This is a genomic window from Nocardioides sp. (assembly GCF_016462705.1).
GTDB lineage: Bacteria > Actinomycetota > Actinomycetes > Propionibacteriales > Nocardioidaceae > Nocardioides.
On record NZ_JAEMSS010000119.1, the window covers coordinates 1 to 13,517 of the forward strand.

Below are 13,517 nucleotides of genomic sequence, written 5' to 3' on the forward strand. Positions count from 1 at the left end.
CCCCCGTCCCGCGTACCGACACCCCCCAGCCGTGTCATGATGGCCGCGTGGCTGACACGAACAGCAACGGGGTGGAGCCAATCAGGGTCCTCGTCGTCGACGACCAGGAGCTCTTTCGCCGGGGACTGACGATGCTGCTTGCCGCCGAGGTGGGCATCGAGGTCGTCGGCGAGGCCGGGGACGGGCTGGAGGGCACGAGCCTGGCGGCGACCGCCGCCCCCGACGTGGTCCTCCTCGACATCCGGATGCCCAAGCGGTCCGGCATCGAGGCGTGCCTCGCGATCAAGGAGGCCGTCCCCTCGGCCAAGATCCTGATCCTGACGGTCTCCGACGAGGAGGCCGACCTCTACGAGGCGGTCAAGAGCGGTGCCTCCGGCTACCTGCTCAAGGACTCCTCGATCGAGGAGGTCGCCCAGGCCATCCGCGTGGTCGCCGACGGTCAGTCGCTGATCAGCCCGTCGATGGCGGTCAAGCTCATCGACGAGTTCAAGCAGATGTCCCGGCCCGAGCGCGAGCACGTCCCGGGGCTCAAGCTGACCGACCGGGAGCTCGAGGTGCTGCGGCTGGTCGCCCGCGGGATGAACAACCGCGAGATCGCCCGTGACCTCTTCATCTCCGAGAACACCGTCAAGAACCACGTGCGCAACATCCTCGAGAAGCTGCAGCTGCACTCGCGGATGGAGGCGGTCATGTACGCCGTCAAGGAGAAGCTGCTCGACCTTCCCTAGGACTGTCGGCCCCTGGGAATGTCGGCGCCGCGCACTAGCCTCACCCCCGTGCAGACCCTGAGCCGCGCGCAGGCGCGCCGGATCGCGCTCGCCGCCCAGGGGTTCAAGGATCCCCGCCACACCTCGCCCACCATGCGCACCTTCAGCCGGACGCTGGCCCGGACCGGGGTGCTCCAGGTCGACTCGGTCAACGTCCTCCAGCGGGCGCACTACATGCCGGTGTTCTCCCGGATCGGTCCCTACGACACCGAGCTGCTGCACCGGGCGTCGGAGAAGGCGCCGCGCCGGATGGTCGAGTACTGGGCGCACGTCCAGGCGTTCATGCCCGTCGAGCTGTGGCCGGTGATGCGGCACCGGATGGCGACCTACCGGGACAAGCAGGGCAAGTGGTGGCGCGGGGTCCCCGACGAGGTCATCGCGGTGCTGCTGGCCGAGATCGCCGAGCGGGGCGCCTCCACCGCGCGCGACCTGGAGGCGATGGTCGACGCCGGCCCGCGCCGCAAGGAGCACTGGGGCTGGAACTGGTCGGAGGCCCGCAAGGGGCTCGACTTCCTCTACATGGTGGGTGACGTGGCGATCGCCGGACGCACCAGCCAGTTCGAGGTGCGCTACGACCTGCCGGAGCGGGTGATCCCCGCCGAGATCCTGGCCCGGCCGACCCCCACCGTGGAGGAGGCGGAGCGCGAGCTGGTCCGGCGGGCCGCGGCGTCGCACGGGGTCGGCACCCTCAAGTGCCTCGCCGACTACTACCGGACCACGCAGGCGCCGGTGAAGAAGGCCGTCGAGCAGCTGGTCGAGGAGGGCGAGCTGGTCCCGGTCCGGATCGAGGGCTGGAACAAGCAGGCCTACCTGCACCGCGACGCGCGGCTTCCGCGCCGGGTCGAAACGCGGGCGCTGCTCAGCCCGTTCGACCCGGTCGTCTGGGAGCGCGAGCGCACCGAGCGGCTCTTCGACTTCTTCTACCGGATCGAGATCTACACCCCGCCGGAGAAGCGCGTGCACGGCTACTACGTGCTGCCGTTCCTCCTGCGCGACGAGATCGTCGCGCGGGTGGACCTCAAGGCCGACCGGGCCAGCGGCACGTTGCTGGTGAAGTCGGCCTGGGCCGAGGACGGCTCGCCCGAGGACACGGCCGCCGAGCTGGCCGAGGAGCTGCGGGTCCTGGCGGTCTGGCTGGGCCTGGACGACGTGGTCGTGGTGCCCCGGGGCGACCTGGCTCCTCAGCTCTCGCGTGCGGTGGCGGCGGCGTAGCGCGTCGCCCCCGGCCGCTGCACGCCGTCGGGGCGCTCCGAGCCGATGTCAAGCGCTCTGCAAGCGGGGCGGGCCACCGTGTGCCCGTCCACACCGCTACCGAAAGAGCCTTCCATGAACACCTTGTCCCGCCACGCCTGGCGCGTGGCCCTCGTCCTGTCGGGCGTCCTGCTCGTGAACGGAGGGCGGCTGCACCCGTCGGCCGACGCCGAGGACGACCTGCGCACCGAGCTGGCGACCATGACCGCTGACGACCGGTGGGTCCCCGGCCACGCGCTCATCGTCGCCAGCACCGTCCTGCTCGCCGTCGGACTCTGGCTCGCGTACCGAGGCCGGGTCTGGCCGGAGCAGACCCGCCGACCGCTCCTGGTCGGGGCCGCCGCCGTGTCGGTCTACGTGCTGGAGACGGTGGCCCACCTGGGCGCTGCCGTCGACTCGCAGGCGTTGGCCGATGGCGAGTCGGCACCGGTGGCGATGACGCACCTCGGGCTGTCGATCGTCCTGTATCCCATCACCGGCTGGGCGATCGTCTGGATGGCGTATGCCTTCGCGAGGGCGTGGGTCGGTTGGCGCCGGGGGGTGGCAGCGGTCGGGATCGTCGCGGGCTTCATGCAGATCTTCTCCGTGCCGGTCTCGATGATCCTCCCGGACGCCGAGGTCAGCTGGCTGTTCGCGGGCTCGGCGATGTCACTGGCCCTGTTCGCCATCCTGACCGGTCTCGTGGGTGCGCCCCGCCAGACCACCCGCGACGAGGTCCCGACGAGGGCGCTGGCTTCTGCCTAGGGTGTGCCCGTGCTCGTGCGGGTCCTGGGAGGAGTCGAGGTCGAGGTCGGCGGCGTGCCCGCCGACCTCGGCGGCCCCAAGCCCCGCGTCCTGGTCGGCCTGCTCGTCGCTGCCGGCGGCCGTCCGGTGCCCGTCGAGCAGCTGATCGACCAGATCTGGGGCGAGGAGCCGCCGGCCCGGGTCGAGGCCTCCCTCCAGTCCTATGTCGCGCGGCTGCGCCGGGTCCTGGAGCCCGGTCGTGGAGCGGGGGAGCCCGCGCGGCGGCTGCGTACCCATCCGGCCGGCTACTCGCTCGACCTCGACAAGGACGCGGTGGACGCCAACCGGTTCGTCACCCTCGTCCGCGAGGCTCGCGCCCTTTCGGGGGACGATCCCGTCCGGGCAGACGTGATCTTCGAGGAGGCGCTCGGCCTCTGGCGCGGCGAGGCGTACGCCGGGTGCGACGCGCCGTCCCTGCACGCGGAGGCCACCCGGCTCGAGGAGCTGAGGCTCGGCGCCGTCGCCGACCTCTGGACGCTCCGACTCGGGGCTGGAGCCGACGCGGAAGCCGTCGCCGAGCTCGAGCACCTCGTGGGCCGGCATCCGCTCCAGGAACGCCTCTGGGGTCTGCTCGCCCTCGCGCTCTACCGCCAGGGTCGCCAGGGGGACGCGCTGGCAACCCTGCGCCGGGTACGCGAGCACCTCGCCGACGAGCTCGGCGTGGACCCCGGCCCCGACCTTCGCCGGCTCGAGCAGCAGGTGCTCCACCAGGACCCCGATCTCGACCTCGCCACCGCGGTGGCCGCCCCCGTGGCGGCCGCGGCCGCCGACCCGGCGCCCGGCCTCGCCCAGCTGCCGGGGCGCGGCCAGGCGCTCGCCGAGGTCGACAAGGTGCTCCGCACCGCCGTCTCGGGCCGAGGCGGACTGGTGCTTGTCGGAGGCGAGCCGGGCATCGGCAAGACCCGGCTGGCGCAGGTCGTGGTCGACCGGGCGCGGACCGTCGGGCTGCGAACCGGCTGGGGCGCCTGGGAGGCCGAGGCCGCGCCGGCGCTGCACGGGTGGACGCTCGCCCTTCGCGAGGTGCTCGGCCGCGACGTCCTCGCCGGCGCCGCGGCTCTGGGGGCCGGGGACGCCGCGTCGGTGAGCTACCAGCAGGCCGACCTGGTGCTGGACGAGCTGCGCGAGGGCCCACCCACCCTGCTGGTGCTGGACGACGTGCACTGGGCCGACCACGAGAGCCTGCGTCTCCTGCGCCGTCTGGGCGGGCAGCTGGCACGTCTCCCGGTCGTGCTGTTGGTGACGACGCGCACCGCCGCGGCGGAGATCGACGAGACCTGGGCCGACGTGCTCGCTGCCCTCGCTCGGCTCGAGCCGCTACGCCTCGACCTCGCCGGGCTGGACGCGGCTGACGTCGCGACGTGGGTGTCGGCGACTGCCGGGCGCGAGGTCTCGGACGAGGTGGCCGACGAGCTGGTCCGCCGCACCGACGGCAACCCCTTCTACGTGACCGAGCTGGTCCGGCTGCTGGTGTCCGAGGGCGCGCTGGTCGACCTCGACGCCGAGGCGTGGCGAGCCGTACCCGGTGGGGTGCGCGACATCGTCCGGCAGCGCTCCCGGCTGCTGTCCCGGACAGCCGCGGAGCACCTCGCGACGGCCGCGGTGATCGGTCGCAGCGTCGACCTCGCCGTCCTGGAGGCGGTCAGCGGCGCGGCCGAGGACGACCTCGAGGTGGCCGAGGCCATCGAGAGCGCGCAGGTGCTCGGTCTCGTCGAGGAGGACGGCCCAGGCCGGGTGCGGTTCACCCATGCGCTGGTCCGGGACGCGCTCTACGAGTCCGTCCCCGCCCCCGTGCGGGTGCGGCGGCACGCCCAGGTGGCGGCCGCCCTCGAGGCGACGTACGCCGGGAGCGTGGCCGAGCACGCCGGCGAGCTCGCCGAGCACTACCGGCTCGCCGGACCCGCCCATCGGCGCTCGTCCTGGATCTTCGCGCGGCAGGGCGCCGAGCGCGCCGCCGAGCGCGCGGCGTACGACGAGTCGGCCCGGCTCGCGCGGCTGGCCGTCGAGATGCAGGACGGCGACCCGACGGTCAGTGCCGAGGAGCGCGAGCAGGCACTCGTCGTGCAGGCGAGGTCGCTCAACCGGATCGGCCGCCCGACGGAGGCGTGGCCGGCCGCCGAGGCGGCCTGCCGGTTGGCGCTGGACCGCGGCGACCCGGCGGCCGCCGCACGGCACCTGCGCGAGGTGAGCGACGGGCTCGGGTGGGGGTGGCGCGGTGATGCGATCTTCGACGACGACGCCATCGCGCTGTGGCGACGCGTCCTGGACCTTCAGCCCGAGCATTCCGTCACGGCCCGCGCGCACCTCACCGCCGGGCTGGCCTTCGAGCACCTGCACCGACCGGGCGACTCGACGGAGGCCACCCGGCTCGCCGACGAGGCCGTGGCCCTGGTCCGGCGCAGCGGCCAGGTCGACGGCGAGAACCTCCCAGCGATGCGGCTGGCCCTGCAGGCGCTGCTGCGGCCCGAGCTGCTGCACCACCGGATCCCACTGGCGGACGAGCTGGTCGAGCTGGCGCGACGGGTGGGTCGTCCGCACGACGTGGCCGCCTCGCTCGTCGGGCGCGCACTCGAGCGCGCCGAGCTCGGCCGGTTCGCGGACGCGCGGTCCGACCTGGTCCGCGCGGAGGAGCTGGCCACCCACCACCACCTGTCCGAGATCGAGGTGATCGCCGGGTGGTGCCAGGCGGTCCTCCTTCTCCTGGCCGGCGACCTCGAACGCTCCCGGCAGGCCACTGACGCCACGGAGCAGCTGCAGGCGAGCCTGGCGGTGGCGGGTGAGGGCATCGCCCTGGCGCACCGTGTCTTCAGCAGCGACGTCCAGGGGCGGATGGGTGAGATGGAGCCGGTCCTGCGCCCGTTGCGGCTCTTCCACCCCTCGATCCGCGAGGTGCACGCCCTCTGCATGGTCCGCGCGGGGCTCGTCGACGAGCTGAGGACGATGCTGGGCGGCTGGGCCGAGCAGGCGCCCGTCCTGCGCGACTACCAGTTCCTGATCATGAGCGCCGTGCGCGCCGAGACCTGGGTCGCGCTCGGGGACCAGGCCGCGATAGCCGACCTGTACGCTGAGCTCGCGCCGTTCGCCGACCGCCTGGCGATGACGCTTCCCGTCGGCTTCCGGGGCAGCGTACGGCTGACGCTCGGTCGCCTCGCCGCCGCGGCCGGCGACCTGGCGTCGGCGTGCGACCACCTCGAGCGGGCCCGCGACCGGCACGCCGAGCTCGGCCTGCCGCACTGGGTCCAGGTGACGGAGGCCGAGCTCGGCCGGCTGTGACGTGAGTGGTCCCGGCGTCAGGGCGTGGCAGTGCCGTGCACGTGCAGGGCATAGCGGCGGAAGGCCCGGCGCGCCAGCCTGGGGATCAGCCAGCGCACCGGCGGCGGAGCGGCGGCGAGCATGACCGCGGCGCCGTCCGGACCGCCGTCGTGCAGGAACATCCCCATCACCAGCAGGCCCTTGCCCTTCGGTGCGGTCGCGCGGGCGATCTCACCGAGCTTCTCCCACTCCTGCTGCGTCATCGTCCGGGCAGCGATCGGCAGCAGCCGCTGCTCCTCGGCGTCCAGGTGCTCACCCAGGTGGACGTAGAGGGTGTCGAGCAGGTCCGCGAGCCGGTCGCGCACCGCGGCGTCGCCGCTCTCGCGGAACCTCGGCACCAGGGCGTCGATCTCCTCGATCAGACCGTCCACCCGGCCGTGCTGCGACTCCATGAGGTGGACGATCGGCGCCAGGTCCTCCGGGACCCGCTCGAGCAGCAGTGGCCAGAGGTACCCGTCCTCGGTCGTGTGGTGGTGGTGCAGGGCGAGGGTGAGGAACGCGACGTGGTCGGCGACCACAGCGGCGCGGGGTCCGTCCCCCGGCCGGACGCCGCGCAGTAGTCCGCCCGCGAGTCGGAACTCGCGGCGGAAGAAGGTGTGGATGACGTTCATCGCGCGAGTGTCGGCGAGCTGCTGGGTGGAGGTGGTCACGGTTGCTCCTCAGGCGGTTGCGGGTGGTGCGAGCAGCGTGCGTCCGGCCGCTTGCAGGTCACTTGGCCCCTGGTTGCACCGCCTGCCGGGTCGTCTCCTCGAGCACGTCCGCGCCGTTGGCCGCGCCCGGGAGAGCGCGGACGGCGGCACCGAGCCGGGCCGCCGCAGACCGGTGCGGGCCGTCGTCCAGCAGCGCGGCGAGCACCGGCGCGAGCTGTTCGGGTGACGCCTTGCGGTCGACCACCCGGCCGGCCCCCGCGCGCTCGACGCTCCGGGCCACGAGTGGCTGGTCGGCGAGGTCGTACATCGGCATCAGGACCACGGGCAGGTCGTGGGCGAGGGCGGTCATCGTGCCGCCGTGACCTCCGTGACCGACGAACAGCGTCGCCGAGGGCATCAGCTCGGCGTGCGGCACGTACCGGTGGACCTCGACGCCGGGCCGGGGCCGGAGATCCGCCGGGTCGATGACCGGCCCGGTCGTCACCACGACCCGCGCGCCCAGGCCGGCGGTCGCCTCGACCACTGACTCCAGGGACCGCTGCATGCCGCGGTAGGCGTAGGTGCTCAGGCTCACCAGGACGAGGGGCGCGGAGCCGACGGCCGGTGACGCGGCCTCGACGACCGGACCGACCTGGCGGACGTTGGAGGCCGGGCGGGGGAGAGGGTCGAGCTGAGGGAGGCTGGTGACCAGGCGGGCGGACGCCGCCGCCAGCGCCGCGTGCGGACGCAGTCCGCGGACCCGGAGGTTGAGGCCCATCGGGCCGCTGAGCACGACCCTGCGGTAGTACTCGTCGTAGAGGTGCTCGAGAACCGCGAACCGCAGGCCCGCAGCGTGCGCAGCGTGCATCGCCCCCACCATGAGGCAGTCGACCACCACCAGGTCGACGGGTCGCCGGCCCACCTCGGCCACGAGGTCCCGGCCCAGGCCCCGGTCGCCGAACGTCGCCATCATCGTCAGGGGCGAGTTGACCAAACCGGAGGAGAAGGCACGTGCGTGCCTGGGCGGCACGAACTCGAAGCCCGCGGCGGTCAGTGCCTGCTCCTGGCCGGCGTGGCCCAGGAACCGCACGGTGTGGCCGCGGCGCCGGAGCTCCCGGGCGATGCCGACGGCCGGCGGCACGTTGCCGCCGCCGTCCCAGGTGACGAAGAGATAGTCGGCCACGTCAGTGCTCCCTCAGTGCTCCCTCAGTGCTCCCTCAGTGCTCCCTCAGTGATCCATGGCCAGGACGGCGTGGACCAGGTCGAGCATCCGGCGCTCGGTGACAGCTCGGGAGTGCCCGCGGTCGAGCCGGAGCAGCTTCCACGTGTAGACGTCGGTGGCCACGACCAGGAGGTCGAGCACCGCCTCGTCGTCGGTCGCCGGCGCGAAGACGTCACGGACCCAGGACCGGTGCATGGCCTTGCCCCGGTCGGTGGCCTTGCGAGCGACGTCGTCGTAGTCCTCCTGGGCCAGCATGAGCAGCGGGGTGCGCCCGCGCCGCTCGTAGTGGTCGACGACGACCTGCACGGCCGCGGCCGCGTCGCCGCGGGGCGTCCGGCGCTCGTCGACCGCGTCGGCCATCGCCACCTCCATCGCGACGCCGAACAGGCCGTCCCGGCTGCCGAACTGGCGGAGCACCGTCTTGACGCTCACCTCGGCGCGCTCGGCGACGGCGTCGAGGGTGATCTCGGTGAACGGACGCTCGCCGGCGAGCGTGACGACGGCGTCGACGATCCGGCGCCGGGTCGCCTCGGCCGCCCTGGCCCGGGTCGTCATCGAGTAGCTGCGCGTCGTTTTCATGTCAACGCACGGTGACACCAAGTCGTAATTGCTGTCAACAGTTGTGGACACGAATTCTGGTCCGAGCGCCACGAGGAACGGACGGAGCCACCTGGCCGTTACGATCTAGGACGGTGCCTGATCGTCACCGGCGCCCCGCTGACTCGACCTGACGTCAACAACAGGAGTCCCGTTCCCCGTGCCTGCCATCCTCGACAAGCTCCTCCGCATCGGCGAGGGCAAGATCCTCCGCCAGCTCGAGAACATCTCCGCGGCGGTCAACGCGATCGAGGACGACTTCGTCGCGATGAGCGACGCCGAGCTGCAGGGCATGACCGACGAGCTCAAGAAGCGGTATGCCGACGGCGAGACCCTCGACGACCTGATGCCGGAGGCGTTCGCCACGGTGCGCGAGGCCGCCAAGCGGGTGCTGGGCCAGCGGCACTTCGACGTCCAGGTCATGGGTGGCGCGGCGTTGCACCTCGGCAACATCGCCGAGATGAAGACCGGTGAGGGCAAGACGCTGGTCTCGACGCTCCCCGCCTACCTCAACGCGCTCACCGGCGAGGGCGTGCACGTCGTCACCGTCAACGACTACCTGGCGAAGTTCCAGTCGGAGTGGATGGGCCGCGTCCACCACTTCCTCGGGCTCACCGTCGGGGTGATCCTGCCGGAGATGCGCCCCAACGAGCGGCGCGTGGCCTACGCCTGCGACATCACCTACGGCACCAACAACGAGCTCGGCTTCGACTACCTGCGCGACAACATGGCCAGCTCGATCGAGGACTGCGTCCAGCGCGGCCACCACTTCGCGATCGTGGACGAGGTCGACTCGATCCTCATCGACGAGGCGCGGACCCCGCTGATCATCAGCGGCCCGACCCAGGACGAGGTCAAGTGGTACGGCGAGTTCGCCAAGATCGCCAAGACGCTGGTCCGCGACGAGGACTACGAGGTCGACGAGAAGAAGCGGACCATCTCGGTGCTCGAGCCGGGCATCACCAAGGTCGAGGACCACCTCGGGATCGAGAACCTCTACGAGGCGGTCAACACCCCGCTCATCTCGTTCCTCAACAACTCCATCAAGGCCAAGGAGCTGTTCCGCAACGACAAGGAGTACGTCGTCATGGACGGCGAGGTGCTCATCGTCGACGAGCACACCGGCCGGATGCTGGCCGGCCGCCGCTACAACGACGGGTTGCACCAGGCGATCGAGGCCAAGGAGGGGGTGACCGTGCGCGAGGAGTACCAGACGCTGGCCACGGTGACCCTCCAGAACTACTTCCGGCTCTACGACAAGCTCTCCGGCATGACCGGTACGGCCATGACCGAGGCCTCGGAGTTCGACAAGATCTACGGGCTCGGCGTGGTCCCGATCCCCACCAACAAGCCGATGCTCCGCGTCGACCAGCCCGACCTCGTCTACCGCACCGAGGAGGCGAAGTACGACGCCGTCGTCGAGGACATCGCCGAGCGGCACCGCAAGGGCCAGCCCGTCCTCGTCGGCACGGTCTCGGTCGAGAAGTCCGAGCACCTCTCCGGCAAGCTGCGCAAGCTCGGGGTGCCGCACAGCGTCCTCAACGCCAAGGTGCACGCCGACGAGGCCAAGATCGTCGCGATGGCCGGTCACAAGGGCGCGGTCACGGTGGCCACCAACATGGCCGGCCGAGGCACCGACATCATGCTCGGCGGGTCGGTCGAGTTCCTCGCCGACGACGAGCTCCGCAAGCGCGGCCTCGAGCCGCTGGGCGAGACCGCGGCCGAGTACGAGGCCGCCTGGCCGGAGACCCTCGAGCGGGTCAAGGCCCAGGTCGCCGCCGAGCACGACGCGGTCCGAGACCTGGGTGGGCTCTACGTCGTCGGCACCGAGCGCCACGAGTCGCGGCGCATCGACAACCAGCTCCGCGGCCGCTCGGGCCGTCAGGGCGACCCGGGCGAGTCCCGCTTCTACCTGTCGCTGCAGGACGAGCTGATGCGGCTCTTCAAGTCCGACTGGGTCGACCGGGTGCTCCAGGTCCTCAAGATCCCCGACGACGTGCCGATCGAGAACAAGCGGGTCACCAGCGCGATCGCCAACGCCCAGGGCCAGGTCGAGTCGCAGAACTTCGAGTCCCGCAAGAACGTCCTCAAGTACGACGACGTCATGGACCGCCAGCGCAAGGTCATCTACGGCGAGCGCCGCGAGGTGCTCGAGGGCGCCGACGTCGAGGACCAGGTGCGCGGCTTCATCGACGACGTCGTCACGGGCATGGTCACCGGTGCCACCGAGGGCCTCGTCGTCGAGTGGGACCTCGAACAGCTGTGGACCGACCTCGGCCAGCTCTGGCCGATCTCGGTCGACCGGGAGGCCTACATCCGCGACGTCGGCGGCGAGGACGGCATCGACCGGGACGAGCTGATCAAGACCCTGCAGGCGGACGCGCAGGCGGCGTACGACACCCGCGAGCAGGAGGTCGGCGAGGAGGTCATGCGCGAGCTCGAGCGTCGCGTGCTCCTCTCCGTGCTCGACCGCAAGTGGCGCGAGCACCTCTACGAGATGGACTACCTCCGCGAGGGCATCTACCTGCGGGCCTACTCCCAGCGCGACCCGCTCGTGGAGTACCAGCGCGAGGGCTTCGACATGTTCGCGGCGATGATGGACGGCATCAAGGAGGAGGCGGTCGGCTTCCTGTTCAACCTCGAGGTCACCGTCGGCGACGAGGAGGACGAGGAGGACGAGGACGAGGTCCTCGAGCCGATGCGTCAGGCGATCCCGAACGCCGCGCCGCAGCCCGACGCCGCTCCCGCCCCGACCCCGGCCTCGCCGCTGGTCCGCGCCAAGGGGCTCGAGCCGGCCAAGCAGCCGCAGAACCTGGCCTACTCGGCGCCCACCGAGCAGGGCGAGGTCGAGGTCAAGGGGACCACGGTCTCCAACGCCGACGACCCGTACGCCAAGGTCGGGCGCAACGCGCAGTGCCCCTGCGGCTCCGGCAAGAAGTACAAGATGTGCCACGGGAGGGCGGGCGGCCCGACGGGGCTCACGGCGCGGCCTGCGGGGTAGCGGCTGAGACCCGGTTACGCAAAGTCCAGGGCGGTGCACAGCCACCGCCCTCGGCGCTGCTCGAATCGGGCGGCGACGGCGCGGGAGCGCTCGCCGTAGCGGACGTGGATGCTCGTCTCGGCGACCGTCGGGGTGACGAACCGGGTGTGCACGCTGCGCACCTGGGGTCGGACCGGCTGCACCCGGGCGACCCCGGGCTGATGGCCGGCGGCGCGCGCCACGAGCATCGCGCGGCGCTGGAGGTCCTGGTAGACGGTGGCGGTCGTCCAGCGCAACAGCTGGCTGACCGGGCGGTCGCCGCCGACGATCTCCACCGCCGCCTGCGCGAACCGGCGGGCCCACAGCTCGACCTCGGGTCGGTCCCGGCCGAGCGGCGCCCCGGGCGGCGGCGGTGGTTCGAGATGCGGCTCGAGCTCCAGGGCGAGCGTGCCCTGGACCGTGGCGACGGGGACGCGGGGGAGCGGTACGACGGTCACGTGGTTACCTCCGAGACTCACCGGGACGGTCGGGTGGCAGGACGAGACGTTGGCCGGGGTGGATCAGGTCCGGGTCCGGACCGATGACGCCGGCATTGAGGCGGTGGATCAGCTGCCACCGCGCGGTGACGCGGGTCGGGGACGCGTCCGGCGGCAGGTCTGCGGCGGCCAGGTGCCAGAGGCAGTCGCCGGCCCGGACGACCACGGTCCGCGCCCGCGGGCCGGCGGGTCGGTGACCGGCGACCGGCGGGTGGTGCGTCGGCCCGACGGCGCGCTCCGGCATCGGCAGCCCACTGATCGCGGGTCGCGGGCCCGGCTCGTCGCCGGCCGCCGTACCCACCGGCGCCGCCAGGGCGACGCCGCAGCAGAGAAGCACCACCCGGCGTAGCGGTGCGGACACCCGGGTGCGACCTGGCCGCCCGCGCCACGCCTCGGTGACCACGCAGAGCGTCGCCAGCCAGGCCCAGGCCACCACGGTCAGCAGCCCGCCCAGGCAGATCCGCACCAGGGCCTCGTCGACGGTGGCCGTGGGCGCCCCGGGAGACACCGCACCGCGGGCCAGTGCCCGGCCCAGGAGTGCGGCGCCCACGGTGCTCGCTGCCGCGACCAGGACGCACCTGGTGCGGGAGAGAGGGTGCCGCCGAGTCAGCATGGTGAGCCTTGTATCTATACGTTTGCTTCCGTTTGTCTCAGTCAAAGGTCATTGACTGGTGTAGTCAAGCCGTTCTCCACAGCCGGCCGGCGTGGCATGGTCGGTCCATGGCTTGGGAGGACGAGCTCTTCGCCTACCTCGACGACCTCGAGCAGCAGGCGGCGGCCCTCTATGACGCGGAGCGGGCCCCGGACCTCGCCGACCGCGGCCGGGCGGAGTACCAGCAGGTGACGCTGGCGAGCCGGCTCATGGCCAGCGTCGACCTGGAGGTGACGCTCGAGCTCGGCGGGGTGGGGGCCGTGACCGGGCGGCTCGAGCGGGTGGCCGACGGGTGGCTGGTCCTCAGCGGTCACGGGCAGGACTGGGTGGTGCGGACCGCTGCGGTCGCCGCGGCGCACGGGCTGTCCGAGCGGTCCGTCCCGGAGGTGGCCTGGCCGATCGTGGCGCGGCTCGGCGTGGGCTCCGCGCTGCGGCGGCTCTCCGACGGCGGCGTCGCGTGCTCGCTGCACCTGCTCGACGGGCGCCGGCACGACGGCGTCGTCCGCCGGGTCGGGTCGGACTTCTGCGAGCTGCGCACCGGCGAGGCGGGGCGGCTGGTGCTGGTCGCCTTCGACCAGCTGTCCGCCGTGCAGTCCCGCCGGTGACGCCGGGCCGCCGAGTCGGCGTTACTGACGTGCAGTAGCGGCGACTCGAGGTCAGGTCGCCTCGAGGTCGTACGGCGGGGTCTCGCCCTCCCCGAGCGGACGCAGCCCCTTGCGCTTGGGGCGGGCCTCCTCCTCGGCGTCCTCCATCGCCTCGATGATGTGCTTGCGCACGATCGTGCGGGGGTC

General features: G+C 72.4%; 11 protein-coding genes. 6 read left to right on the forward strand and 5 right to left on the reverse strand.

Annotated elements, in window-relative coordinates; translation table 11 throughout:
• The first annotated feature begins 47 nt into the window (after positions 1–47).
• The 4 genes from JHD21_RS14840 to JHD21_RS14855 all read left to right on the forward strand — a co-directional run bounded on the left by JHD21_RS14840 (position 48) and on the right by JHD21_RS14855 (position 6,071).
• On the forward strand, positions 48–728 hold the full coding sequence (locus JHD21_RS14840) for a response regulator transcription factor (protein WP_292676769.1): 681 nt from the start codon (positions 48–50) through the stop codon (positions 726–728).
• Positions 729–776: 48 nt separating this feature from the next.
• Positions 777–1,979: a crosslink repair DNA glycosylase YcaQ family protein gene (locus tag JHD21_RS14845; protein WP_292676771.1), complete on the forward strand. Its 1,203-nt coding sequence runs from the start codon at positions 777–779 to the stop codon at positions 1,977–1,979.
• Between the two features lie 114 nt (positions 1,980–2,093).
• Positions 2,094–2,762, forward strand: coding sequence for a hypothetical protein (locus tag JHD21_RS14850; protein WP_292676773.1), 669 nt, complete (start codon positions 2,094–2,096; stop codon positions 2,760–2,762).
• Between the two features lie 9 nt (positions 2,763–2,771).
• A complete protein-coding gene (locus JHD21_RS14855; RefSeq protein WP_292676775.1) occupies positions 2,772–6,071 on the forward strand; it encodes a BTAD domain-containing putative transcriptional regulator in 3,300 nt (1,099 codons plus the stop codon).
• Between the two features lie 17 nt (positions 6,072–6,088).
• On the opposite strand, the gene JHD21_RS14860 is transcribed toward JHD21_RS14855, so the two are convergent.
• Genes JHD21_RS14860 through JHD21_RS14870 form a run of 3 tightly spaced genes read right to left on the reverse strand, consistent with a single transcriptional unit; the run spans position 6,089 to position 8,540 of the window.
• Positions 6,089–6,760 (reverse strand): hemerythrin domain-containing protein, encoded by a 672-nt coding sequence (locus tag JHD21_RS14860; RefSeq protein ID WP_292676777.1) that lies wholly within the window; start codon positions 6,758–6,760, stop codon positions 6,089–6,091.
• 58 nt (positions 6,761–6,818) lie between these two features.
• Complete coding sequence (locus JHD21_RS14865) at positions 6,819–7,922, reverse strand: glycosyltransferase (protein ID WP_292676779.1); 1,104 nt, start codon at positions 7,920–7,922, stop codon at positions 6,819–6,821.
• Positions 7,923–7,967: 45 nt separating this feature from the next.
• Entirely contained in the window at positions 7,968–8,540 is a 573-nt protein-coding gene (locus tag JHD21_RS14870) for a helix-turn-helix domain-containing protein (protein WP_292676781.1), read from the reverse strand.
• 178 nt (positions 8,541–8,718) lie between these two features.
• On the opposite strand from JHD21_RS14870, the gene secA reads away from it, so the two are divergent.
• On the forward strand, positions 8,719–11,559 hold the full coding sequence (gene secA, locus JHD21_RS14875; RefSeq protein WP_292676783.1) for a preprotein translocase subunit SecA: 2,841 nt from the start codon (positions 8,719–8,721) through the stop codon (positions 11,557–11,559).
• A 14-nt stretch (positions 11,560–11,573) separates the two neighbouring features.
• Here the strand turns inward: secA and JHD21_RS14880 are convergent, their stop codons facing one another.
• Together JHD21_RS14880 and JHD21_RS14885 are read right to left on the reverse strand one after the other, a co-directional pair.
• On the reverse strand, positions 11,574–12,035 hold the full coding sequence (locus tag JHD21_RS14880) for an Rv3235 family protein (RefSeq protein ID WP_292676785.1): 462 nt from the start codon (positions 12,033–12,035) through the stop codon (positions 11,574–11,576).
• Between the two features lie 4 nt (positions 12,036–12,039).
• Positions 12,040–12,687 (reverse strand): hypothetical protein, encoded by a 648-nt coding sequence (locus JHD21_RS14885; protein WP_292676787.1) that lies wholly within the window; start codon positions 12,685–12,687, stop codon positions 12,040–12,042.
• A gap of 107 nt (positions 12,688–12,794) precedes the next feature.
• On the opposite strand from JHD21_RS14885, the gene JHD21_RS14890 reads away from it, so the two are divergent.
• Positions 12,795–13,331: a hypothetical protein gene (locus tag JHD21_RS14890; RefSeq protein ID WP_292676789.1), complete on the forward strand. Its 537-nt coding sequence runs from the start codon at positions 12,795–12,797 to the stop codon at positions 13,329–13,331.
• Positions 13,332–13,517 lie beyond the last annotated feature (186 nt).

Coding starts and splice junctions, on each gene's coding strand:
- JHD21_RS14885 (WP_292676787.1), bottom strand. CDS start 12,687: ATGCTGACTCGGCGGCACCCTCTCTCCCGCACCAGGTGCGTCCTGGTC.
- JHD21_RS14870 (WP_292676781.1), bottom strand. CDS start 8,540: ATGAAAACGACGCGCAGCTACTCGATGACGACCCGGGCCAGGGCGGCC.
- JHD21_RS14850 (WP_292676773.1), top strand. CDS start 2,094: ATGAACACCTTGTCCCGCCACGCCTGGCGCGTGGCCCTCGTCCTGTCG.
- JHD21_RS14890 (WP_292676789.1), top strand. CDS start 12,795: ATGGCTTGGGAGGACGAGCTCTTCGCCTACCTCGACGACCTCGAGCAG.